This is a genomic window from Streptomyces sp. NPDC048604, from assembly GCF_043199435.1.
In the GTDB taxonomy this organism is placed as follows: domain Bacteria; phylum Actinomycetota; class Actinomycetes; order Streptomycetales; family Streptomycetaceae; genus Streptomyces.
In genome coordinates this window covers 133,994-156,798 of the sequence record NZ_JBICVX010000011.1, presented here as the reverse complement: position 1 = coordinate 156,798, position 22,805 = coordinate 133,994, and the positions used below count along the sequence as shown (strand labels likewise).

19 protein-coding genes are annotated in these 22,805 nt (G+C 72.6%); 10 read left to right on the top strand and 9 right to left on the bottom strand.

The window, feature by feature from the left end:
• Positions 1–113 precede the first annotated feature (113 nt).
• Positions 114–1,613, top strand: a complete 1,500-nt coding sequence (locus tag ACGFMM_RS23065) for a fatty acyl-CoA synthetase (RefSeq protein WP_393648293.1) — start codon at positions 114–116, stop codon at positions 1,611–1,613.
• A gap of 85 nt (positions 1,614–1,698) precedes the next feature.
• Positions 1,699–2,661: a D-2-hydroxyacid dehydrogenase family protein gene (locus ACGFMM_RS23060; protein ID WP_393648292.1), complete on the top strand. Its 963-nt coding sequence runs from the start codon at positions 1,699–1,701 to the stop codon at positions 2,659–2,661.
• Between the two features lie 19 nt (positions 2,662–2,680).
• Here the strand turns inward: ACGFMM_RS23060 and ACGFMM_RS23055 are convergent, their stop codons facing one another.
• The 6 genes from ACGFMM_RS23055 to ACGFMM_RS23030 all read right to left on the bottom strand — a co-directional run bounded on the left by ACGFMM_RS23055 (position 2,681) and on the right by ACGFMM_RS23030 (position 9,268).
• A complete protein-coding gene (locus ACGFMM_RS23055) occupies positions 2,681–3,061 on the bottom strand; it encodes a VOC family protein (protein ID WP_393648291.1) in 381 nt (126 codons plus the stop codon).
• A 137-nt stretch (positions 3,062–3,198) separates the two neighbouring features.
• Positions 3,199–4,488 (bottom strand): phenylacetate--CoA ligase PaaK, encoded by a 1,290-nt coding sequence (paaK, locus tag ACGFMM_RS23050; protein ID WP_393648290.1) that lies wholly within the window; start codon positions 4,486–4,488, stop codon positions 3,199–3,201.
• A gap of 179 nt (positions 4,489–4,667) precedes the next feature.
• Positions 4,668–5,279 (bottom strand): hypothetical protein, encoded by a 612-nt coding sequence (locus tag ACGFMM_RS23045; RefSeq protein ID WP_393648289.1) that lies wholly within the window; start codon positions 5,277–5,279, stop codon positions 4,668–4,670.
• A gap of 88 nt (positions 5,280–5,367) precedes the next feature.
• Positions 5,368–7,362, bottom strand: a complete 1,995-nt coding sequence (locus ACGFMM_RS23040; protein ID WP_393648288.1) for an RICIN domain-containing protein — start codon at positions 7,360–7,362, stop codon at positions 5,368–5,370.
• A 366-nt stretch (positions 7,363–7,728) separates the two neighbouring features.
• Positions 7,729–8,268 carry a GNAT family N-acetyltransferase gene (locus ACGFMM_RS23035; protein WP_393648287.1) on the bottom strand — a complete coding sequence of 180 codons (540 nt, stop codon included), beginning with the start codon at positions 8,266–8,268 and terminating at the stop codon, positions 7,729–7,731.
• A gap of 61 nt (positions 8,269–8,329) precedes the next feature.
• Positions 8,330–9,268: a pentapeptide repeat-containing protein gene (locus ACGFMM_RS23030; RefSeq protein WP_393648286.1), complete on the bottom strand. Its 939-nt coding sequence runs from the start codon at positions 9,266–9,268 to the stop codon at positions 8,330–8,332.
• On the opposite strand from ACGFMM_RS23030, the gene ACGFMM_RS23025 reads away from it, so the two are divergent.
• Entirely contained in the window at positions 9,267–10,781 is a 1,515-nt protein-coding gene (locus ACGFMM_RS23025) for an alpha/beta fold hydrolase (RefSeq protein ID WP_393648285.1), read from the top strand. The two genes, ACGFMM_RS23030 and ACGFMM_RS23025, sit on opposite strands and share 2 nt — an antisense overlap.
• Here the strand turns inward: ACGFMM_RS23025 and ACGFMM_RS23020 are convergent.
• Positions 10,778–12,412 carry an acyl-CoA synthetase gene (locus ACGFMM_RS23020; protein WP_393648284.1) on the bottom strand — a complete coding sequence of 545 codons (1,635 nt, stop codon included), beginning with the start codon at positions 12,410–12,412 and terminating at the stop codon, positions 10,778–10,780. The genes ACGFMM_RS23025 and ACGFMM_RS23020 overlap by 4 nt on opposite strands.
• A gap of 187 nt (positions 12,413–12,599) precedes the next feature.
• On the opposite strand from ACGFMM_RS23020, the gene ACGFMM_RS23015 reads away from it, so the two are divergent.
• The 5 genes from ACGFMM_RS23015 to ACGFMM_RS22995 all read left to right on the top strand — a co-directional run bounded on the left by ACGFMM_RS23015 (position 12,600) and on the right by ACGFMM_RS22995 (position 16,977).
• Positions 12,600–13,400, top strand: a complete 801-nt coding sequence (locus ACGFMM_RS23015) for a crotonase/enoyl-CoA hydratase family protein (RefSeq protein ID WP_393648283.1) — start codon at positions 12,600–12,602, stop codon at positions 13,398–13,400.
• Between the two features lie 53 nt (positions 13,401–13,453).
• The gene (locus tag ACGFMM_RS23010) at positions 13,454–14,419 is read left to right on the top strand and encodes a Zn-ribbon domain-containing OB-fold protein (protein WP_393648282.1); all 966 of its coding nucleotides are present in this window, start codon (positions 13,454–13,456) and stop codon (positions 14,417–14,419) included.
• Complete coding sequence (locus ACGFMM_RS23005; RefSeq protein ID WP_393648281.1) at positions 14,416–15,486, top strand: thiolase domain-containing protein; 1,071 nt, start codon at positions 14,416–14,418, stop codon at positions 15,484–15,486. Before ACGFMM_RS23010 ends, ACGFMM_RS23005 begins: the two co-directional genes overlap by 4 nt.
• Positions 15,476–16,645: a thiolase domain-containing protein gene (locus ACGFMM_RS23000; protein ID WP_393648280.1), complete on the top strand. Its 1,170-nt coding sequence runs from the start codon at positions 15,476–15,478 to the stop codon at positions 16,643–16,645. The genes ACGFMM_RS23005 and ACGFMM_RS23000 overlap by 11 nt, the downstream gene beginning before the upstream one ends.
• 74 nt (positions 16,646–16,719) lie before the next feature.
• Positions 16,720–16,977 carry a DUF397 domain-containing protein gene (locus tag ACGFMM_RS22995; RefSeq protein WP_393648279.1) on the top strand — a complete coding sequence of 86 codons (258 nt, stop codon included), beginning with the start codon at positions 16,720–16,722 and terminating at the stop codon, positions 16,975–16,977.
• Positions 16,978–17,041: 64 nt separating this feature from the next.
• Here the strand turns inward: ACGFMM_RS22995 and ACGFMM_RS22990 are convergent, their stop codons facing one another.
• A complete protein-coding gene (locus ACGFMM_RS22990; protein ID WP_393648278.1) occupies positions 17,042–19,264 on the bottom strand; it encodes an alpha-N-acetylglucosaminidase in 2,223 nt (740 codons plus the stop codon).
• 214 nt (positions 19,265–19,478) lie between these two features.
• On the opposite strand from ACGFMM_RS22990, the gene ACGFMM_RS22985 reads away from it, so the two are divergent.
• Positions 19,479–19,979, top strand: coding sequence for a hypothetical protein (locus ACGFMM_RS22985; protein WP_393648277.1), 501 nt, complete (start codon positions 19,479–19,481; stop codon positions 19,977–19,979).
• Positions 19,980–19,996: 17 nt separating this feature from the next.
• Positions 19,997–20,359: an RNA-binding S4 domain-containing protein gene (locus tag ACGFMM_RS22980; protein WP_393648276.1), complete on the top strand. Its 363-nt coding sequence runs from the start codon at positions 19,997–19,999 to the stop codon at positions 20,357–20,359.
• 50 nt (positions 20,360–20,409) lie between these two features.
• On the opposite strand, the gene ACGFMM_RS22975 is transcribed toward ACGFMM_RS22980, so the two are convergent.
• Positions 20,410–22,605 (bottom strand): germacradienol/geosmin synthase, encoded by a 2,196-nt coding sequence (locus ACGFMM_RS22975; protein ID WP_393648275.1) that lies wholly within the window; start codon positions 22,603–22,605, stop codon positions 20,410–20,412.
• Positions 22,606–22,805: the final 200 nt, after the last annotated feature.

Genomic DNA, 22,805 nt, shown 5'->3' with positions numbered 1-22,805 from the left:
TGCAGTCAGGAGAGCGCTTGCCTTGTCAACATCCCGTTCGGTATCCGAGGCCACGAGCTTCCGTACGCGCTCCGGTACTTGACCCGCCGCCCGGCCCCGCCGAGGATCCCGGCATGGAACGACTCCTCAGCCGCGCCGTCGACGGTGTCCTGCGCACGAGCGCCCAGCGCGTCCCCGACCGGACCGCCCTCCGCTACGCCGACCGGACCTGGACCTACGCCGAGCTGGACGCGGCCGTCACCACCGCGGCCGCCGTGCTGCGGGAGCGGTGGGGCCTCGACGAGTACGCCCGGGTGGCGACCTACGGCCACAACTCCGACGCCTATCTGATCGCCTTCCTGGCCTGTTCCCGGGCCGGCCTCATCCACGTGCCGGTCAACCACAACCTGACCGGCGAGGACCTCGCGTACATCCTGGAGCAGTCCGGGAGTTCGCTGGTGCTCACCGACCCCGCGCTCGCGGAGCGCGTCCCCGAGGGCCCCGCCGTCAAGGCGCTGCGCGACGCCCCGGACTCGCTGCTCGCCGAGCTGGCCCGCCCCGAGACGTACGACACCGACCGCGACGCCCGCGACATCGTGCAGCTCCTGTACACCTCGGGCACCACCGCCCTGCCCAAGGGCGCGATGATGACCCACCGGGCGCTCGTCCACGAGTACGCCAGCGCCGTCGAGGCCCTCGACCTGCACGAGGACGACCGCCCCGTGCACGCGCTGCCGCTGTACCACTCGGCGCAGATGCACGTCTTCCTGCTGCCCTACCTCGCGGTCGGCGCGGAGAACACCCTCGTGGACGGGCCCGACCCGGCCGTCCTGTTCGACCTGATCGAGGCCGGCCGCGCGGACAGCGTCTTCGCCCCGCCCACCGTCTGGATCGGCCTGGCCAACCACCCCGACTTCGCGAGCCGCGACCTCGGCGCCCTGCGCAAGGCGTACTACGGGGCGTCGATCATGCCCGTCCCGGTCCTGGAGCGGCTGCGCGAACGGCTGCCCGGACTCGGCTTCTACAACTGCTTCGGCCAGAGCGAGATCGGCCCGCTCGCCACCGTCCTCGGACCCGACGAGCACGAGGGCCGGATGGACTCCTGCGGCCGGCCCGTCCGCCATGTCGAGGCGCGGGTCGTCGACGAGCACGGCGCGGACGTGCCCGACGGCACGCCCGGCGAAGTGGTCTACCGCTCACCGCAGTTGTGCGAGGGCTACTGGCAGAAGCCGGCCGAGACCAAGGAGGCGTTCCGCGGCGGCTGGTTCCGCTCCGGGGACCTCGCGGTCCGCGACGCGGACGGCTACTACACCGTGGTCGACCGGGTGAAGGACGTCATCAACTCCGGCGGGGTGCTCGTCGCCTCCCGGCAGGTCGAGGACGTCCTCTACACGCACCCGGCCGTCGCCGAGGCCGCCGTCGTCGGGCTGCCCGACGAGAAGTGGATCGAGGCCGTCACGGCGGTGGTCGTCGCCCGGGGCGAGGTCACCGAGGCCGAACTCGTCGATCACGCACGCGAACGGCTGGCCCACTTCAAGGCCCCCAAGCGGGTGCTGTTCGTGGACGAACTGCCGCGCAACGCCAGCGGGAAGATCCTCAAGCGGGAGCTCCGCGACCGCTTCGGCACCCCCTGAACCCGCCCGCCGGGGGCCGTCGGCGATCATGGGGAGGCGGCGCGCACCCGCGGGCCGCCGCCCCACCGACCAGGGAGAGACCGCCATGACCACCCTGCGCTGCGCCATCCTCGACGACTACCAGGGCGTGGCGACCGCCTCCGCCGACTGGTCGCCGCTGGCCGGACGGGTGGAGCCGGTCGCGTTCACCGAGCACCACGCGAGCGAGGACGAACTGGCCGCCACGCTCGCCGACTTCGACATCGTCGTCACCCTGCGCGAACGCGTCCGCTTCCCCGCCTCCCTGTTCGCCCGGCTGCCCCGGCTGAAGCTCCTCGTCGCCACGGGCATGCGCAACACCGTGATCGACTACGCCGCCGCCGAGGCCCACGGGGTCACCGTCTGCGGCACCGCCAGCAACTCCACCTCGACCGTCGAACTCACCTGGGCGCTGCTCCTCGGCCTCGCCCGGGGCGTCGTCGCCGAGAACGACGCGCTGCGCCGGGGCGGCCCCTGGCAGAGCACCGTCGGCGCCGACCTGAACGGCAGCCGCCTGGGCGTCCTCGGCCTCGGCCGGATCGGCAGCCGGGTCGCCGCGGTCGGGCTCGCCTTCGGCATGGACGTCACGGCCTGGAGCCCGAACCTCACCAAGGAGCGGACCGAGGAGGCCGGCGTGCGGCTGGCCGCGTCCAAGGAGGAACTCCTCGCCGAGAGTGACTTCGTCACGATCCACCTCGCCCTCGGCGACCGCAGCCGCGGCCTGATCGGGGCCCCCGAACTGGGGCTGATGAAGCCGACCGCGTACCTCGTCAACACCTCCCGCGCCGCCATCGTCGACCAGGACGCCCTGCTCGCCGCGCTCCACGCCGGGCGCATCGCCGGCGCGGGCGTCGACGTCCACGACGTCGAGCCGCTGCCCGCCGACCACCCGGTGCGCACCGCGCCCCGGCTGCTGGCCACGCCGCACCTCGGCTACGTCTCGCGGGACAGCTACCGGACGTACTACGGGCAGGCGGTCGAGGACATTCTCGCCTTCCTCGGCGGCGAGCCGCTGCGCCGCCTGCCCTGACCGGACCGCCGCGCGCCCGTCAGCCGGAGCGCTCCTCGGTCAAGCAGAGGATGTTGCCCTCGCTGTCCTTGAACCAGGCGCCGCGCAGGGTCTCCGTCTCGACGACGCCGTCGACCGTCTTCAGGCCGGGAAGGTCGTACTCCTCGAACTCCACGCCCTTGGACCGCAGGTCCTTCATCTCCGCGTCGAGGTCGGCGACCTTCCAGCTCGCCAGGGTGTGTGCGGCCTGGCCGCCGTAGGGCGTCTCGTACAGACCTATCACCGTTCCACCGGACTCGAGCCTGGTGTCCTCGGGCGTCTCCCGCGTGAGGGCGAGACCGAGCGTCTCCGTGTAGAAGCGCTTCGCCCGGGCGAGGTCGTTGACCGGGATGATTGCCGCGATGGGTGCCTCCGCCAGCATGAAAACCACCTCCTGTCTCCAGGCTACGCAGCGGCCCGCCCGCCCACAGGTCGAGCGGGCCCAGAGCCACGGCGTTCCTCGGCACGTGATGCGGGTGTGACCGGGAGTGACCGGGCCGGTCCCGGACCGGAGGGTCCTCAGCTCCCGTCCCGCAGGTCCACGATCCGCTTGATCTTGCCGACCGAGCGCTCCAGCGTCTCCGGCGCGACGACCTCCACCGCCACCGACACCCCGATCCCGTCCTTCACCGCCGCCGCGATCGCCCGCTCCGCCTCCGCGCGCTGCTCGGGCGTCGCGCCCGTACGCGCCTCGGCCCGTACCGTCAGCGCGTCGAGCCGGCCCTCGCGGGTCAGCTTCAGCTGGAAGTGCGGGGCGACGCCCGGCGTGCGCAGCACGATCTCCTCGATCTGCGTGGGGAACAGGTTCACCCCGCGCAGGATCACCATGTCGTCGCTGCGCCCGGTGACCTTCTCCATCCGCCGGAACACCCGCGCCGTGCCGGGCAGCAGCCGGGTCAGGTCCCGGGTGCGGTACCGGATCACCGGCATGGCCTCCTTGGTCAGCGAGGTGAACACCAGCTCGCCCTCCTCGCCGTCCGGCAGCACCTCGCCGGTGAACGGGTCGACGATCTCGGGGTAGAAGTGGTCCTCCCACACGTGCAGACCGTCCTTGGTCTCCACGCACTCCTGCGCCACCCCGGGGCCCATCACCTCCGAGAGCCCGTATATGTCCACCGCGTCGATCGCGAACCGCTCCTCGATCTCCCGGCGCATCTCCTCCGTCCACGGCTCGGCCCCGAAGATGCCCACCTTCAGCGAGGTGCCGCGCGGATCGACGCCCTGCCGCTCGAACTCGTCGAGCAGTGTCAGCATGTACGAGGGGGTCACCATGATGACCTCGGGCCGGAAGTCCTGGATCAGCTGGACCTGACGCGCCGTCATGCCGCCCGAGGCCGGGATGACCGTGCAGCCCAGCCGCTCCGCGCCGTAGTGCGCGCCGAGCCCGCCGGTGAACAGGCCGTAGCCGTACGCCACATGGATCTTGTGGCCGGGCCGGCCGCCGGCCGCGCGGATGGACCGGGCCACCACGTCCGCCCAGGTGTCGAGGTCGCGCTCGGTGTAGCCGACGACGGTGGGGCGGCCGGTGGTGCCGCTGGACGCGTGGATCCGGCGCACCTCGGACTGGTCTACCGCGAACATGCCGAAGGGGTAATGGTCGCGCAGATCGGTCTTGGCGGTGAACGGGAAGCGGGCGAGGTCGGCCAGGGTGCGGCAGTCCTCGGGGCGCAGCCCGGCCGCGTCGAAGGACTGCCGGTAGAAGGCGACGTTCTCGTAGGCGTGTCGCAGGGTCGCCCGCAGCCGCTCCAGCTGGAGGGCCTCCAGCCGCTCCCGGTCCAGCCGCTCGCCCTCGTCCAGCAGTTCCGTCATGCGCCGCGCTCCCGTCCACCCCAAAGCGGACGACCGATCATTCGGTCGTTGCTGTCGGAAACCAGTAATCCAAGATTCCCCCGTCCTGGCAAGGGGCCTGCGCGGATTCGCCGCCGGGCCGACCGGCCCACGAGTTCTCCCGGCTGCTCCAGCACGGCGGCCGCTGGGGGATCACTCGGCTACCGGCGCGCGGTACGCCGGCGTCGCGCGCGCAGGACGGCCGCGGTTCCGGTCGCGGCCACGAGAGCGGCGACGGCGGCGGTCGCCCAGGGCCAGAGCTTGGTGCCGGTGTCGGCTTCGGGCCGGGCATCGGGAGCAGTACTCTCGGGCGCGGTGGTCGGCAGGGCGGCCTTCGGCATGGTGGCCGTCGGGGTGCCGGGCGTCGGCGTGAAGACCGATGGCGACGCCGGAGTACCGGGGGAGACCGTGAGCTCCTCCTGGTCCCGGCCGAGCGCCGGGTAGCCCGCCTCCACGGTGATCTTCCAGCGTCCGGGCGGCAGCGCCTCGGCCGTGGTCCAGCCGATGGCATTCGCCCCGGCGCGCACCAGTTTCCAGGGCCCGACGGTCCGTCCGTCGGCACTGACCGCGTTCACCGTCGCGGCGAGCCGGCCGTCGACCGGGTCGTTGTCGTCGTCCCAGACGACGGTGGTCCGTACCCGTCCGAAGTCGTGACCGGTGATCTCCACGTCCAGGGCGCCGCCATGGGCATGGGCGGTACCGGAGAAGGCATTCAGGGACAGGACCGCCCCGGCCAGGGCGGTGACGACGGCCGAGCAGAGCGTGTGGCGCATGGCGAGGTGCTCCAGGGGGTGGGAGGCAGGCAGAGGCAGGGGGGACGGCCGGCGGGCGAGGGCCCGCCGACCGTCGCGTTCACCGGATTCAGGAGCCGGTCTTCTGGACCGTCCACACCTGGGCCGGCGTCCCTGCGGCGTACTGCAGCTCGATGAGCCAGGAACCGTAGTAGGGACGGTCGCTGACGCCGAGGACATAGCGGGTGTCGCCTGCGGCCACGGTCACCCGGCCGCCGCTGCCGGTCACACGCCATCGTTGGGCGGCCGTGTCGCGGCAGGGCTGCTGCGCCACCCACATGCCGGCGCTCGCGGCGCCGCCCGCCTGCAGGCACTTGCCGGACACGGCCGAGCGGATACGGCTGTACCCGTTGCCCGTGGCGTCGATGTACCACTGCTGCTGGGCGTATCCGTTGCGCGGCGAGCCGACGAGGACGGTGTTGTCCGCGCTGCGGCCGCCCCAGATCTCCGCGGCCGTACCCGTCGCGCCGTTGAGAAGCAGCTGGCGGGTGCCCGGCGTGGGCGTCGTGCCGCCGCCGTCACCGCTGTCCGGGGTCCGGAACGACGTCGCCCTGCCGGGGCCGCTGTCCCGCCCGGACGCGTCACGGACCGAGACGGCGACGGTGTAGGACGTGGCGGGCTTGAGGCTGTAGAGGCGGGCGTTGGGCGTCTGCACCCAGCCGATCGGCCGGCTGTCTAGGTACACCTGGTACCAGACCGCGCCCGTCACCGGCTGCCAGTGGGCGACGGCGGAGTCCGCGGCGAGCTGTCCGACGGTGACGGCGGGCCCGGTACCCCCACCGGTGGTCGGTGTCGGTGTCGGTGTGGGGGTCGGGGTCGGCGTCGGCCGGGGGTTCGGCGTCGTGCCGCCCCCGCTGCGCATGAGGAACTGGTTGTCGGCGATGTTCCAGTGGGTGGCCAGATAGCTGCCCGGCCGGGGGCTGGTGTGGAAGTAGTCGTCGTGATTGCAGTCCAGCCGGTTCTCGTAGTCGCCGCCCGTGCACACGTTGCGCATCCGGGGGTAGTACGGGCTGTCCGAGTAGCACATCACGTCGAACTCGTCCGTGCAGTGCGCCCCGCGGCTGGTGTTGGGGGCGCTGTTGTTCACCGCGCCCAGGTTGTGGCCGAGTTCATGCGCGGCGGTGTGGCCGCCCCAGCAGCCCGTGTCCGTGCGACCGTAGGAGGGACCGAAGTTGGACAGGTTGCTCTGGCCCGGGCGCTCGTCCCCGTTGAAGGTGCCGATGCCGCAGTAGACCTGGGTGTCCGCGAAGATCATGTACTTGCGGTCGCGGCGGTCGAGCCCCTTGGCGGCCAGTGCGCGGTTGGTGGCGCTGAACTCCGCGAGCGCGGAGGCCGGGAGTTCGATGTTGAGCACGGTCGGCGTGCAATCGGCGGCCGTGACGTAGCGGATGTGCCGGACGCCGCCGGTGTCCTTGGCGCTCTCGGAGTAGATGAGGTCGGCGTCGGCGGCCCATTTGCGGAACGACGCGAAGTACTCCGCGTACCGGTCCTTGCCGGGGGCGTGCACGTACACGACCTGGACCCGGTTGCCGCTGCTGCCGTCGGTGTCGCACTGGACAGTCTGCCCGGCCGGTCCGGCGGCCGCCTGCTGTGGTGCCTTGGTCCGGGCACCGGCGGAAGGTGCCTGGGCGGGGATCCTGGCGGTGGCGTCGAGCGCAGGCTGCGCGATTCCGGACTGCTGCCCGGCGGGCCTCCCGTGACCGCCGGACGATTGACCGGACCCTGCCTCGGCAGGTTCCTCGGCCTTGACCGTGGTCCTGACGGCGGGCGGGGTGTCCTTCGTGATGTCGACGCCCTTGGGCGCGACGTCGGGGCCGTGCGTGCAGAGACCGTCCGACGTGCGGTACACGCCCGCGCACCGGTCGCCCTCCGGCGCGGCTTCCAGCCCCTTGTACACGAGGCCGCGCTTCGGCTCGCCCTTGGGAACCTCGTCGAGCGGCTCGGGCGCCTTCTCCCGCTCCGGCCCCTTCGCCGGCTCCGTGACGGAGGCCGGCGCCTGCTGGGCGAGCGGCTGCGGAATGTTTCCGTCCGCAACCTGTGTCAGCTCGTGCGCGACGCTACCCACGACCGCCAGAGCCACGATGGCGGCCGTGGCGAGTATCAGCCTGCGAGCTCGGGGGCGTTGGGGCTTTCTGAGTCTTCGTCGTCCGGCCATGCCGCACCTCTTCCTTGATCGGGAAACGGAGCGAAAGTTTGCCAGAACAAAGACGCGAAGAATCCGGGCAATCGGGAACGGCTACTTGAGGGGTGCGTGCTCACCGAATCTGCATGATTTGATGGAGTGTCAACTTGCATGAAAACAAGATGAGTTGGCGTCCGAGGTCGACGGTGATCGAGGCCGCATGGTCGATGTCGTGATGTAATCGTGACCTGAACGACGGGTAAGTTGATGCTTCGTCAAGCCCGTTGCACACGCACCGGGTTGCTGCAATTACCAGCCGTATCCGGCGGAGATCCGGTAGAGGACATTCCGACGCAGCGGCCCATCGGGCACGTTGGGGTCGTCGAAGTCGTCGGCGGGGTCACGGATCATCCCGATCCGGCGCATCACCGCTTGGGAACGCAGGTTGGTGGCCGTCGTCACCGCAAGGATTTCGGGAAGTCCGAGGGTTTCGAAGCCGAAGGCCAGGCCGGCCAGGGCAGCCTCGGTGGCATAGCCGTGGCCCCAGGCCGAGCGGGCGAGACGCCAGCCGACCTCCACACCCGTGAACGGCATACCGTCATCTACCGGGTCCAGGCCGGCGAAGCCGATGAACTCGCGCGTGGCCAGTACTTCGACGGCCCACCATCCGTAGCCCCGCTCGTCGAATTCGCTCCGGAAGCGTGCCACCGAGGCATCGCTCTGCTCACGCGTGAGCAAGTCGCCCAAGTGCTCCCGGACCTCGGGATCGGCGTTCATCGCCGCCCACGGTTCGAGGTCGGAGTCCCGCCATCGGCGGAGCCTGAGGCGGTCGGTACGCAGTTCGGTCATGCCGCCAAGCCAACCTGAATCATGGTCGGCGAGGCGACCCCATTTCCTTGGGGGAGGCCCTCTACGCCGCCCAGTGCGCGGGCCGCTCCAGGCCGGCCGGGATCTTCGTGGCGGCGTCGCCGCGGGCCGCGTTCAGCTGGGGCTGGGTCAGGAACAGCGCACCGGTCAGATCCGCGCCCGACAGGTCGGCGTCCCGCAGGTCCGCGCCGATCATGTCCGACAGCGACAGGTCGGCGCCCGACAGGTCCGCGGCGATCAGCAGCGCCCCGCGGAAATCCGCGCCGCGCAGTTTCGCCCCGCGCAGCCGGGCCCCGAGCAGGTCCGCCCCGCGGCGGCTCTTCGGCTTGCCGCCCGCCCGCGCCCGGACCAGCGCGCTGGTCTTCAGGAGCAGCGGGTTCACCTCGGCGCGCACGGCGGCGACGTCCAGCCGCTCCAGGTCGTCCGCGGCGCCCGCCGTCAGCTCCTCCACACGGGCCAGCGCGCCGCGCAGCTCACGGTGCACGGAGCGGGCGGCCTCCCGTTCCAGGGCCTCGGTGAGATAGCGCAGCAGCTCGTGCAGCTGGCGCATCACCGGGAACACCTCGTACATCTGCCGGGCCGTCTGCGGCGCCTCACGCCAGGACACCCCGCCGAACGTCACCTGCGAGACCTGCTGGCCGGCGCCGAAGCAGTCGTAGACCGTGCAGCCGGAGAAGCCGCTCGGCCGCAGCTTCTCGTGGATCCCGCAGCGGAAGTCGTCCCGGAGGTTGCGGCACGGCTCGCCCGACGGCTTGTTCATCGCGAAGTCCGCGGACTTCGCGAAGGGCAGGGCGACACAGCACAGGCCGAAGCAGGAGGCGCAGTCGCCGCGCAGGGCGGACGAGTCGGGGGACTGGGGCACGGTCGGGCGGTTCCTTAGCGGTCGGAGCAGGACGTCCACCGTATCGCGGCAGCTGCGCGGCCCCGCCCCGCCGCTCAATTCCCTTGCGGGGTCCCCGGGCGGCGATGAGGATCGCGCCATGCCGCAGTTCACCACGTACGACGGAACCGAGCTCGCCTACCGCACGCAAGGGGAGGGGGACCCCCTCGTCTGTCTGCCCGGCGGCCCCATGCGACACGCCGACTACCTCGGCGACCTCGGCGGCCTGGCCGCCCACCGCACCCTGATCGTGCTCCACCCGCGCGGGACCGGCGACAGCGCCGAGCCCGCCGACCCGTCCACCTACCGCTGCGACCGGCAGGTCGCCGACGTCGAGGCGCTCCGCGTCCACCTCGGACTGGAGCGGATGGACCTGCTGGCCCACTCCGCGGGCGGAAACCTCGCCACCCTCTACGCCGCCGCCCACCCCGGGCGGATCTCCTCCCTGGTCCTGGTCACCCCCGGACTCCGGGCGGTCGGGATCACCGTCGGCGACGAGGAGTGGGACGAGGCCACCGCGGTCTTCGGCGACCAACCCTGGTACGCCGAGACCCGTGCCGCCCTCGACGCGCTCGGTCCCGAGTCCACCCGCGCGGACGCCTACGCGGCCGCGGCCCCGCTGGCGTACGGGCGGTGGAACGACGCCGCCCGGGCCCACGACGCCGCGGGGCGCTTCAACTGGGAGGCCGCGGAGGCCTTCTACGCGGACGGCGCGTTCCGCCCGGAGACCACGCGGGCGGCCCTCGCCGCCGTCACCGCGCCCGTCCTCGTCCTCGCGGGCGCGTACGACGGCGGGCCGACGCCCGCCCGCGCCGCCGAGGCCGCGGAGCTCTTCCCGCACGCCGAACTCGTCGTGCAGCCCGGCGCCGGGCACTTCCCCTGGGTCGACGACGCCGGCGACTTCCGCCGGCCGGTCGCCGCCTTCCTCGACCCCGCCGTGCGCACCCTCACCGTCGAGGGCGTCCGGCTCGCGTACCGGACCTGGGGCGACGAGGCCGCCCGCCCGGTCGTCCTCGTGCACGGCCGGGGCGGCAGCGCCGCACAATGGGCGACGATCGCGCGGGAGCTGGCCGCCGACCGCCGCGTGTACGCCGTGGACCTCGCCGGCCACGGGCTGAGCGACCACACCGGGCGGTACGGCTTCGACGTCTACCGCGACCAGCTGCGCGGCTTCCTCACCGGACTCGGCCTCGCCGGCGCCGACGTCGTCGCCCACTCCATGGGCGGGGTGGCCGCGTACCTGCTCGCCTCCGCCGAGCCGGAGCTGATCGGCCGGCTGGTCATCGAGGACGCCCCGGTCCTCGTCCCGCCGGACACGCCGTACGCCCCCGCGGAGCGCCCGGACGGCGAGCTTCCGCTCGACTGGGCGGTCGTCACGGCGACCGACGCGCAGAAGAACGACCCCGACCCGGCCTGGCGCGAGGGCCTCGGCTCCGTCAAGGCGCCGACCCTCGTCGTCGCGGGCGGCGAGGACAGCCACATCCCGCAGGACCGGGTCGCCCTGCTCGCCGGGAGCATCCCGGACAGCCGGCTCGTCACCATCGAGTGCGGACACCTGATCCACCAGGATCGCCCGGACGAATTCCTGGCGGCCCTCCGGGAGTTCGGGATCTAGGAGGGGCTTGGCGAGCCGTCCGCCTCGGTGGCCACCGACCGGGCCCAGCGGTAGTCCGCCTTGCCGCTGGGCGAGCGCTGGATCCGGTCGGCGAGGACCAGCTGCCGTGGGATCTTGTACCCGGCGAGCCGGGTCCGGCAGTGCTCCTGGACCGTGTCCAGGTCCAGGCTTGGCGCGCCCTCGCGCAGCTGGACCACGGCCGCCACATGGTGGCCCCACTTCGGGTCCGGGACCCCGGCGACCAGAGCGTCGTACACGTCCGGATGGGACTTGAGCGCCTGCTCGACCTCCTCCGGATAGACCTTCTCGCCGCCGGTGTTGATGCACTGCGAGCCGCGGCCGAGCACGGTCACGATGCCCTGGTCGTCGACGGTGGCCATGTCGCCGAGCAGCACCCAGCGCTCCCCGTCCTTCTGGAAGAAGGTCTCGGCCGTCTTCCTCGCGTCGTTGTAGTAGCCGAGCGGCACGTGGCCGCGCTGGGCGAGCCGGCCCGGCTCGCCGACCGGCATCTCCTCGTACGTGACCGGGTCCACGACCTTCGTCCGCTCGTTGACCTCCAGGCGGAAGCCGGTCGCCGGGCCGGAGTCGTCCGTGGCCTTGCCGTTCGAACCGGATTCGGACGAACCGAAGTTGTTGAGGATCAGCGCGTTCGGGACCAGGGCGTGCAGCTCGGCGCGGACGGTCTCCGACATGATCGCGCCGGACGAGGAGATGCTGAACAGCGACGACAGGTCCGTTCCGGCGAGCGGGCCGCGCAGCGCGTCGATCAGCGGCCGCAGCATCGCGTCGCCGACCAGCGAGATGCTGGTGACCTTCTCCTTCTCGATGGTGCGCAGCACTTCCTCGGGCACGTACTTGCGGTGGATCGCCACCCGCTGCCCGTAGTTGAAGGCGATGAACGCGGTGAGCGTGGACGTGCCGTGCATCAGCGGGGGCGCGGGGAAGAAGGTCAGACCCGCGCCGCGGGCGGCGACCCGCTCGGCCAGTTCCTCCGGCCGCTTCACCGGCTCGCCGGTCGGCTCGCCGCCGAACAGGCCGGCGAAGAACAGGTCCTCCTGCCGCCACATCACGCCCTTGGGCATACCCGTGGTGCCGCCGGTGTAGATGATGAACAGATCGCCCGCGGAGCGGGCCGGGAAGCCGCGCTCCGGCGAACCGGCCGCCTCGGCCTCGGTGAACGGAACGCAGTCGGGCGCGGGCGCGCCGTCGTCCGGGGTCCCCACCCGGACGAGGTGCCGCAGCTTCTCCGTCTGCGGCAGGGCGGCGGCGACCCGGGCGGTGAACTCCGCGTCGAAGACCAGCGCGGCGAGGTCGGCGTCCCGGTAGAGGTAGACCAGCTCCTCCTCGACGTACCGGTAGTTCACGTTGACCGGCACCAGCCGGGCCTTGAGGCAGGCCAGAACGGTCTGCAGGTACTCGATGCCGTTGTAGAGGTGCAGGCCGAGGTGTTCGCCGGGGCGGAGCCCGGAGTCGATCAGGTGGTGGGCCAGACGGTTGGCCGCCGTGTCGAGTTCGGCGTACGTGAGCCGGCTCTCCGCGCCGCTTCCGGGGTGGTCCACGTACACGAGCGCCTCGCGGTCCGGGACCACGTCGACGACCGACTCGAACAGGTCGGCAAGGTTGTACTCCACCGTTCGTCCTCCTGACGTCGCCGGCCGCTGGGCCCGTACGTCCCGTACGGACGTGGCGGTCATTAGAGCGCCGAAGCGCGGAAGGCGGAAGGGGTCGCGCAGAAGAATCTGACTGGGTGTCAGGAAACTATTGAACTGGGCCCCGAGCTACTGCAACCTGTTCCAGAACTGGAGACGGGAGACGCCCATGACCGGGACCGAGCACCTATCCGTACGGCGCGAAGGCGCCACGCTGATCCTCACGCTCAACAGGCCCGAGGCCAAGAACGCGCTCTCGTTGCCGCTGCTCGTCGGCCTCTACGACGGCTGGCTCGAGGCCGACGCGGACGACGGCGTCCGCTCCGTCGTGCTCACCGGCGCGGGCGGCGACTTCTGCGCCGGGATGGACCTGAAGGCGCTGGCCGGCCAGGGCATGGCGGGGGACGGGTACCGCGAGCGGCTGAAAGCCGACCCCGATCTGCACTGGAAGGCGATGCTCCGGCACCATCGGCCCCGCAAGCCGGTGATCGCGGCGGTGGAGGGGTACTGCGTGGCCGGCGGCACCGAGATCCTCCAGGGCACCGACATCCGGGTGGCCGGCGCGTCCGCCACGTTCGGTCTGTTCGAGGTGCGGCGGGGACTGTTCCCGATCGGCGGCTCGACGGTGCGGCTGCCCCGGCAGATCCCGCGCACGCACGCGCTGGAGATGCTGCTGACGGGCCGCCCGTACACGGCGGAGGAGGCCGCCCGGATCGGCCTCGTCGGCCAGGTCGTCCCCGACGGCACCGCCCTGGACCGCGCGCTGGAACTCGCGGAGCTCATCAACGCGTGCGGGCCGCTGGCGGTGGAGGCGGTCAAGGCGTCCGTCTACGAGACGGCGGAGATGACGGAGACGGAGGGCCTGGCCGCGGAGTTGAAGCGCGGCTGGCCGATCTTCGACACGGCGGACGCGAAGGAGGGCGCGCGGGCGTTCGCGGAGAAGCGGCCGCCGGTGTACCGGCGGGAGTGACCCGGCTGATCCGGACCCCCTCCCATGCCCAGCCGCCCCCGACAAGGAGCCCCATGACCACCACTCCCGCCCCCCTCCGCGCCCCCCTCGTCGTCGAGTTCCCCTTCACCCGGTCCCTCGGGCCGGTTCAGGCCGCGTTCCTCACCGGGCTGCGCGAGCGGACCGTGCTCGGGGTGCGCACCGAAGGGGACCAGGTGCTCGTGCCGCCCGTCGAGTACGACCCCGTCACCGCCGCCGAACTGCGCGAACTCGTCGAGGTCGAGCCCACCGGCACCGTCACCACCTGGGCCTGGAACCCCGAGCCCCGCCCGGGCCAGCCCCTCGACACCCCCTTCGCCTGGGCGCTCGTACGGCTCGACGGAGCGGACACCGCGCTGCTGCACGCCCTCGACGCGCCCGGCCCGGAGCACGTCCGCACCGGCATGCGCGTACGCATCCGGTGGGCCGCCGAACGCACCGGCGCGATCACCGACATCGCCTGCTTCGAGGCCCACGACGACGAGGGCGCCGCCGGCAGCGTGCCCGCACCCCGGGCGCACGACGGGCGGTTCGACGAGCCCGTCACCGGCATCGTCGCCGCCGCCCGCCTCGACTACACGTACAGCCCCGGCCGCGCGCAGACCGCCTATCTGCACGCCCTCGCCGAGCGCCGCACCGTCGGCGAGCGCTGCCCCTCCTGCGCCAAGGTGTACGTGCCGCCCCGGGGCGCCTGCCCCACCTGCGGCGTCGCCACCACCGAGCCGGTCGAGGTCGGCCCCCGCGGCACCGTCACCACCTTCTGCATCGTCAACATCAAGGCGAAGAACCTCGACATCGAGGTCCCCTACGTCTACGCCCACATCGCCCTCGACGGCGCCGGCCTCGCCCTGCACGGCCGGATCGGTGGCATCCCTTACGACCAGGTCCGGATGGGGCTGCGGGTCGAGCCCGTGTGGAGCGAGGACGGCCGCTACCCCGACCACTACCGACCCACCGGCGAACCGGACGCCGACTACGACACGTACAAGGAGCTGCTGTGAGCCGAGACCCGAGCCGGGACGTCGCGATCGTCGCCTTCGCCCAGAGCGACTGCCTGCGCCGCAGCGACGACCTCTCCGAGGTCGAGCTGCTGATGCCCGTCCTGCACGACGTGCTGCGCCGGACCGGCCTGCAGACCTCCGACATCGGCTTCACCTGCTCCGGCTCCTCCGACTACCTCGCCGGCCGAGCCTTCTCCTTCACCATGGCCCTCGACGGCGTCGGCGCCTGGCCGCCGATCTCCGAGTCCCACGTCGAGACGGACGGCGCCTGGGCGCTGTACGAGGCCTGGGTGAAGCTGCTCACCGGCGAGGCCGACACCGCGCTCGTCTACTCCTACGGCAAGTCCTCGCCCGGCGCCGTGCGCGACGTCCTCACCCGCCAGCTCGACCCGTACTACGTCGCCCCGCTCTGGCCCGACTCCGTCGCCCTCGCCGCCCTCCAGGCCCAGGCGCTCATCGACGCCGGCGAGACCGACGAACCCGCCCTCGCCGGCATCGCCGCCCGCAGCCGCGACGCGGCCGCCGGCAACCCGCACGCCCAGGTCCGCGGCGCCCGCCCGCAGGGCGAGCGTCTCGTCGGGCCGCTGCACCGCGGCGACTGCCCGCCCATCGGCGACGGCGCGGCCGCCGTGATCCTCGCCGCCGGCGACCGGGCCCGCGACCTGTGCGAACGGCCCGCCTGGATCCGGGGCCTGGACCACCGCATCGAGGCCCACTCGCTCGGCGTCCGCGACCTCACCGACTCGCCGTCCACCCGCCTCGCCGCCGAACGCGCCGGCCTGTTCGACGGACCGCCCGTGGACACCGCCGAACTGCACGCCCCCTTCACGTCCCAGGAGGTGGTGCTCCGCAAGGCGCTGCGGCTCGACGACACCGTCCGCATCAACCCCTCCGGCGGCGCGCTCGCCGCCAACCCCGTCATGGCCGCCGGGCTGATCCGGCTCGGCGAGGCCGCCGCCGGCATCCACCGCGGGGAGTCCGACCGGGCCCTCGCCCACGCCACCTCCGGCCCCTGCCTGCAGCAGAACCTGGTGGCCGTCCTGGAAGGAGAGCCGCATGTCCGGTAAGGAACCGGTGGCCGTCGTCGGGATCGGCCAGACCAAGCACGTCGCCGCCCGCCACGACGTGTCCATCGCCGGACTCGTCCGCGAGGCCGCCCAAAGGGCCCTGGACGACGCCGAGTTGACCTGGGCGGACGTCGACGCCGTCGTCATCGGCAAAGCCCCGGACTTCTTCGAGGGCGTCATGATGCCGGAGCTGTACCTCGCCGACGCCCTCGGCGCGGTCGGCAAGCCCATGCTCCGCGTGCACACGGCCGGCTCGGTCGGCGGCTCCACCGCCCTCGTCGCCGCCAACCTCGTGGCCGCCCGGGTCCACGGCACCGTCCTCACCCTCGCCTTCGAGAAGCAGTCCGAGTCCAACGCCATGTGGGGACTGTCCCTGCCCGTCCCCTTCCAGCAGCCGCTGCTCGCCGGCGCCGGCGGCTTCTTCGCCCCGCACGTCCGCGCGTACATGCGGCGCACCGGCGCGCCCGACACCGTCGGCTCGCTCGTCGCCTACAAGGACCGCCGCAACGCGCTGAAGAACCCGTACGCGCACCTCCACGAGCACGACGTCACCCTGGAGAAGGTCCAGGCGTCCCCGATGCTCTGGGACCCCATCCGGTACTCCGAGACCTGCCCCTCCTCCGACGGCGCCTGCGCGATGATCCTCACCGACCGTGCGGGCGCGGCCCGTTCGCCCCGGCCGCCGGCCTGGGTGCACGGCGGCGCGATGCGCAGCGAGCCGACGCTGTTCGCCGGCAAGGACTTCGTCTCCCCGCAGGCCGGCAAGGACTGCGCCGCCGACGTCTACCGGCAGGCCGGGATCACCGACCCGCGCCGGCAGATCGACGCCGTCGAGATGTACGTGCCGTTCTCCTGGTACGAGCCGATGTGGCTGGAGAACCTGGGCTTCGCCGAGGAGGGCGAGGGCTGGAAGCTCACCGAGGCCGGGGTCACCGAACTCGACGGCGACCTGCCGGTCAACCCGTCCGGCGGGGTGCTGTCCACCAACCCGATCGGCGCGTCCGGCATGATCCGCTTCGCGGAGGCGGCGCTGCAGGTCCGCGGGCAGGCCGGCGAGCACCAGGTGCCGGGCGCACGGCGGGCGCTGGGCCACGCGTACGGAGGCGGCGCGCAGTTCTTCTCCATGTGGCTGGTGGGGTCCGAACGGCCCGGCTCCTGAGGTCTGTCGACACCCGGTGCCGGTCGCTACCCTGAGGCCCGGACGACGTTGTGGGACGCGGGAGGAGCACGGACGTGGCCGAGAGCACCACTGCCCAGCAGGCCTTTGCCCAGCACACCTTCACCGGCTGGGAGAAGCCCGAACTCGACCTGAGCAACGCCGACTGGCGCTCGGGCAGCCACGGGGCGGGCGATGTGCAGATCGCCTTCGTGGAGGGCTTCATCGCGATGCGCAACGGCGGCCGCCCCGAGGCCCCCTCGCTGATCTTCACTCCCGCGGAGTGGCGGGCGTTCGTGCTCAACGCCCGGGACGGCGAGTTCGATCTGACCTGAGGCCGGGGGAGTTGTAGAGACGGCCCGGCCGGTACTGGGAGCCCCCCGTACCGGCCGGGCCGTGTCACGCGGTTCCCGCCAGCGCGTCGCGGACCCGCGTGGCCATTACCGCCGGATCGCCGACCGGCTGGAGCCGGTGGGCGTCCCGCTTCAGGTTCCAGGCGTTCTCCCAGGCGAACCAGTCGACCGGCGCGGCCGGCCGGCCGGTGGCCAGGGACTCCTCCAGGCCGTCCAGGTAAAGCTCCCAGCGCGGTGCGTAGAAGTCCGCCACCAGGCCCGACCACTCGCGGTTCGCGTAGTCGTGCAGCCCGGCCTCGCTGCCCGCCCGCGGACCCCAGGTGGTCAGGATCGACCGGGCGTCGAACTCCAGGGCCGCCCGCTCGGCGTCCGTCCGCCCCCAGGAACGCGCCTGCTCCAGCCAGGGGCCGAGCAGGAACCGCCGGTCCGTGGCGAGCAGTTCGTCGAGCAGCGCGAGATGACCGCGCCACTCCGCCGCGCGCTCGCGGAACGCGGCCGCGTCCCCCGCCTCGTACGCGGCCCTGAGCTCCGGCAGCAGCGTCCGGCTCCGGTTCGCCAGCGCCTGCCGGGCCACGTCCACCAGGTCGTAGCGGTACGCGTCCGTGCGCCGCAGCGCGGGGGCGACCCGCAACAGCTCCGCCAGCGCCTGCCGCACGGTGGCCGGGTCGTAGCGGAGCTCCTTCGGGCTCCAGGACGCGGCCGACCGGACGGTCAGGCTCGGCCGCGCCGCGAACAGGCCGTCGTGCGGCTCGCTCCAGCGCCCGGGCCGGGTGCTGTACGGGCCGCGCCGCAGCCACTCCCAGGCACGTGCGGCATGCGGGTCGGGCGCGCCGTACCGCCGGGCCGCGTACCCGGCGAACCAGGCGGCCTGGTCGATCGGCCCGGTGCGCCAGGCGAGTTCGGTGAACAGCGCGAAGGCGAGCGGGTCGCGGCCGGTCGCCTCGGGCAGGTAGGCGATGCCGCGCAGCATGCTGCCGGGCTCGGTCCGCCAGGCGTCGAAACGGCGCGTCCACACGGCGGTGTTCGCGCCGAGGGCGGTGTGCCCGCCGAAGTTCGGGATGGTGCCGAAGGCGTACGGCACGCCGTGCCAGGCCGTCTCGCGGTCGAGCCCGTCGTACCGGTCGGACAGGCTGTCCACCACGAGGAGCCGGGACTTGTCCACCGCGTCCAGGACCTCGGTCCGCGGATTGCGCTGCCAGCCGAGCAGCACCCATGTCGCACCGGGCCGGGCCGTCTGCAGGGCGTCCATCACGGCGCGGGCGGCCTCCGGCACGGGCACGTCGCCCGCGGTGCCGCCCTCGTGCAGCAGATCCATCTTGTACATCGTGGACGTGCCGAGCAGCCGCGCCTGATGCCGGTAGAACGCCGCGGCGACCTTCGGGAACGCAGGGCTGCGCGGGTCCAGCCAGTCCGGTCGCGCGAAGCCGATCCAGTTCCCCTGCGGCACCACACGGGCGCCCGGACCGCGGCCGGCGAAGCCCGGAGGCACCGTTCCGATGTACCCGGGCAGCACCGGCGTCATCCCCAGCAGCCGCAGCCGCGCCACGATCCGCCGCCCCAGCGCCGCCCGCTTCGCGACCAGCCGCTCGGTCAGCGGACCGCCGAAGCCGGACATGTTCTGCATCAGCCACCACGGCTGGTGCGCCGGTCCGGGGATCCAGGCCCGCAGCTCGGCCCGGGAGTAACCGAACTCGCGCAGCGCGGAGTGGTACGCCGCCTCCGCGCCCATCTGCACGAACACCTCGTTCACGCCGTTCAGGGCCAGCAGGTCGATCTGCCGCTCGAACGCGGCCCAGTCCCGGTACGCGCCCGAGTAGCCGTCGTCGGTGTCGTTGAGCGCGAACCGGTGCGGCACCGAGGCGGCCCGCCGCACCGGCTCCTTGGGCGCGGGCAGCACGGCGGGCAGCGCGGCGGCGCTGCTGCCGGGCCAGCCCAGCTCGACGCCGGCGGAGTGCTTGAGGTACCAGTTCACGCCGCTGAGCAGCACGGCCGGGCTGGTGCCCCGCACGTGCACCCGCCCGGCGCCCCCGGAGACGGCGAACCAGTCACCGGACGCCGGGCGGGCGACCGGCTCCAGCGCGAACTGCGCCGCATGCCGGGGCAGCAGCCGCCACAGCGCCGCGCGGGCCGGCCCCGCGGAGAAGCCGGGGGAGGGGGCGGCCCGCGCCGCGGGGGCGTCGGGCAGCGCGGTCAGGGCGGCGGCGCAGGCGGCGAGCGCCGCGACCGCGCGGGTGACCCGGGCGGCGGCCCGGGACCGGAGGAACGTCACGCGTGGGCTCATCCCGTCGAAGGATCGGACAGCTGATCGGTCGGCACCGTTTGACGGAGCCGGTCGGCACCGTGTTGACGGAGCGTGCGTCAATTTAACGATCCGTGATCGCCTCGGAGCGGCTGCGGCGCGCCCGGCCGAGAGTGTCGCCGGGGGCGCGGCGCCCCCGGCCCCGGCGCGTCGCGGAGCGGCGGGGGACACGTACCATGGCCCTATGTCCTTCCTCCGCCGCCGTAGCGCCGCCACACCCGCGGGCCCGGACTTCGACGTCCTGGCCATGGACCCGGGGGACTGGCCCGGCAACCTCGGCGCCGGTCTGCTGCCCGCCCCCGACGGCTCCTGCCAGGGCGTGTTCCTGCGCTACGACCTGTTCGGCGGCCGCGGCCCCGCGATGATCATCGGCAATCTGCCCGAGGGCTCCCCGGCCCGTGAGCTGGCCGACGGACAGATCCCCTTCGAGGTCGCGCAGCTGCTGGCGGCGCTCGAGAACGACGAGCCGGTCGAGGTTCTGGACACCGAGGACATGCCGGTGATGCAGGGCGACAACCTGCTGATCGTGCGCCGGCTGAAGCTCTCCGAGAGCCGGATCTCCTGCGTGCAGTTCGACCGCAGCGACAACGTCCTTGTCACCATCGCGAGTTGGGACCGTCCGATCACGGACGACCTGTACGCGCTGCTGAAGCCGCTGCCGGCCGAGCTGTTCCAGGCGGGCTGACGGGAGGGCGGGGGCCGATGAGCGCACGCGTCGACAGCTGGATCTGGGCGGTCCGTCTGACCAAGACCCGCTCCCAGGCCGCCGCGGCCTGCCGGGCCGGGCACGTCAAGGTGAACGGCGACCGCGCCAAGCCGGCCCAGCCGGTCAAGCCGGGCGACGAGGTACGGCTCTTCCACGCCGGCCGGGAGCGGATCGTCGAGGTGAAGCAGCTGCTCACCAAGCGGGTCGGCCCGCCGGTGGCCGCCGAGGCGTACGTCGACAACAGCCCGCCGCCGCCCCCGCGCGAGCACGTGGCGCTCGCCGCCGTGCGCGACCGCGGTGCGGGCCGCCCCACCAAGCGGGAACGCCGCGAGCTCGACCAGCTCCGCGGCCGCGGCTGACCTTTGAGCGACGAAGGCCGCCCCCGGCTCCCCGGGGGCGGCCTTCCGCGTCATCCCTGCGAGGCGACCAGCGAGGCGAACCGCGCGGCCGACGTGCCGATGCCCGTCGGACCCTGGCGGAGCAGCGGCGTCCCGCTGCCCGTCCGGAAGTCCTCCGCTCCGTAACGGCGCACGGACCGGTGCCAGTTGAGGACACCGGCCAGCCAGTCCTCCAGCTCCCGCAAATAGGCCTCGAAGGCCGCCCGGCCCTTGGAGTCCAGGCCGAAGTCCTCGTAGAGCATGGGCACTTCGCGCTTCTTCAGGTGCTCGTACTGGCGCAGCCGGCCGCGCATCAGGTCGTCGACCATCGACACCCCCGTCGGGTAGTCGCAGTCGAAGAACTTCTGCAGCACGAGGACCCCGTTGTGCACCTCGCCCTCGACCTCGATCTCCTTCTGGTACGAGAACAGGTCGTTGATGAGCGTCCCGTAGTCGGCGACGGAGTTCTCCAGGGCGCGTACGGTGCCCGTGCGGTACAGCTCCTCGGGCAGCTCGTCCGCGTGCCGCAGCCGGCTCAGCAGCATCGTCAGCTCGGAGCCGAAGGTGGTGCGGCGCATCTCGACGTAGTCCACCGGGTCGGGCACCCGGTGCTGCGCCATGTTGTGCAGCTCCCACATCCAGCTGTCGAGCATCGCGACGAGGGCGGTGCGCAGCTGAGTCCGGCCCCAGGCGCTCATCGGGCCCGCGGTGCGCGCCCACAGGTCGGCCAGGGAGCGCTCCAACGGGGCGACGGCGAGCGCGAGTCCGGCCGCCGGATCCTCCAACGGCATGCAGGACTTGAGCCGTTCGGTGAACTCCTTGCCGCCCGCCAGGTTCATCGCCCGGCCGAACACCGCCGGGTAGTAGTCGTCCCCGTACGTGCCCCAGGTCAGCCACTCGGCGCTGAGCTCCAACTCCTCCAGCGTGGCGTCCGGGTCGAGCCCGGCCGAGCACAGCGCGAAGTCGAAGCCCTCGCACATCTCCCGGTCCCAGAGGTCGTCGAGCAGCCCGAACCGCTCCGCCCAGTCCACGGACAGCCGCTTCGCCTCCTGGTGGTGCGGGCTCAGCGTCAGCGGGTACGGCAGGTCGAACTCCGGCAGCAGCGAGGCTCCGACGTGCTGGTGCGGGACGTGGGTGTGCGCGCGGAGCCGGGCGGCCGCCGGGCGGCCGAACAGCGTGCGGATGTCGAGCGCGGAGGTGCCGAGCACGCCGTCGAACCGCGAAGGCCCGGTGTCCAGGCCCTCGTTCATGTAGCGGCTGGAGCGCATGTGCCACTCGTGGCCGCCGGACTGCCAGTCCTGCAGCCCCTTCGCGTACGCGGCGACCGCCGCGCAGTCCTCGGGGGAGAGCCCCTTCTCCAGGCAGAGCGCGGGGACCTCGGTCAGCGCGGTGTTCTCGAACTGCTGGAGCCGCGAGGTGAGCAGGTCGTTGACCGCCTCGGCGGCCTCCTGGGTGGAGCAGCCGAGGAACTTCTCCAGCACCAGGACGCCGTTGCTGTTCTCGCCCTCGTCCTCGACCTCGCGCTGGTACGAGAACAGGTCGTTGCGCAGGTGCACCGCGTCGGAGAAGGCGTCCCGCAGCACCCGCAGCGGCCGGGAGAGGGCGACCTCGGCGGGCACCTCGGCGCCCGCCGCGTACTCCACCAGGCCGGCCGACCAGGGGGCGCCGCCGACCTTGCGGCGCATCTCGATGTACTCGACGGGGTTGGCGATCCGGCCCTCGTCGATGTTGTCGAGCTCCCAGAGGGACTCGTGGAGCAGGGCCTCGGTGGCCTCGGCGAAGCGCTCCCGCCAGGACTCCGACATCGCCGGGACCGTGCGCCGCCACAGGTCGGCGAGGCCGGCCTCCACCGGGTTCGTCGGCTCGGGCATTCCGGCGGCCGGGTCCATGGGCATGAACAGCGGCAGCCGGTCCAGATAGGCCTTGCTGCCGGGCCGGTCCGGGGTGCGCTTGAAGATCTCCAGGAAGTGGTCGTCGAAGAAGAACACCCAGACGTACCAGTCCGTGACGAGGGACAGCGCCTCCGCGTCGCAGTCGGGGTGGGTGTAGGAGCACAGCAGCGCGTAGTCGTGCGCCTCGAGGTCGCTCTCCTCCCAGATGCCGGACCCCTCCAGCATCCCCATGGCGCGGGCCCACTCCCTGGTGTGGCTGCGGGCCTGCTCCAGATGGGGGTTGAGCCGTGCCGGATACGGGACGTAGAAGTCCGGCAGAACGAAGGGCTGTGCCATGGCCAGCGGGGCCTTTCGGTGTAGGAGTCGATCTTCCGGACCAGCATTGCCCCTCGCCCCGACGCCTACGCGAACGCCGTAATAGTCATATGAACGGCAAAAGGGGGTCGGGGGGGGGGGAGACACCCCACCCCCCGGGCGCCCCACACAGAGCCCGGGGAAAACCCCACGTGATACGCGGCCACGAAGTGCACCACCGG

Excerpts from the sequence above, each read along its gene's own strand:
- ACGFMM_RS23065 (WP_393648293.1), top strand. The coding sequence starts at position 114 with ATGGAACGACTCCTCAGCCGCGCCGTCGACGGTGTCCTGCGCACGAGC.
- ACGFMM_RS23060 (WP_393648292.1), top strand. The coding sequence starts at position 1,699 with ATGACCACCCTGCGCTGCGCCATCCTCGACGACTACCAGGGCGTGGCG.
- ACGFMM_RS23055 (WP_393648291.1), bottom strand. The coding sequence starts at position 3,061 with ATGCTGGCGGAGGCACCCATCGCGGCAATCATCCCGGTCAACGACCTC.
- paaK (WP_393648290.1), bottom strand. The coding sequence starts at position 4,488 with ATGACGGAACTGCTGGACGAGGGCGAGCGGCTGGACCGGGAGCGGCTG.
- ACGFMM_RS23045 (WP_393648289.1), bottom strand. The coding sequence starts at position 5,279 with ATGCGCCACACGCTCTGCTCGGCCGTCGTCACCGCCCTGGCCGGGGCG.
- ACGFMM_RS23035 (WP_393648287.1), bottom strand. The coding sequence starts at position 8,268 with ATGACCGAACTGCGTACCGACCGCCTCAGGCTCCGCCGATGGCGGGAC.
- ACGFMM_RS23025 (WP_393648285.1), top strand. The coding sequence starts at position 9,267 with ATGCCGCAGTTCACCACGTACGACGGAACCGAGCTCGCCTACCGCACG.
- ACGFMM_RS23030 (WP_393648286.1), bottom strand. The coding sequence starts at position 9,268 with ATGGCGCGATCCTCATCGCCGCCCGGGGACCCCGCAAGGGAATTGAGC.
- ACGFMM_RS23015 (WP_393648283.1), top strand. The coding sequence starts at position 12,600 with ATGACCGGGACCGAGCACCTATCCGTACGGCGCGAAGGCGCCACGCTG.
- ACGFMM_RS23010 (WP_393648282.1), top strand. The coding sequence starts at position 13,454 with ATGACCACCACTCCCGCCCCCCTCCGCGCCCCCCTCGTCGTCGAGTTC.
- ACGFMM_RS23000 (WP_393648280.1), top strand. The coding sequence starts at position 15,476 with ATGTCCGGTAAGGAACCGGTGGCCGTCGTCGGGATCGGCCAGACCAAG.
- ACGFMM_RS22985 (WP_393648277.1), top strand. The coding sequence starts at position 19,479 with ATGTCCTTCCTCCGCCGCCGTAGCGCCGCCACACCCGCGGGCCCGGAC.
- ACGFMM_RS22980 (WP_393648276.1), top strand. The coding sequence starts at position 19,997 with ATGAGCGCACGCGTCGACAGCTGGATCTGGGCGGTCCGTCTGACCAAG.
- ACGFMM_RS22975 (WP_393648275.1), bottom strand. The coding sequence starts at position 22,605 with ATGGCACAGCCCTTCGTTCTGCCGGACTTCTACGTCCCGTATCCGGCA.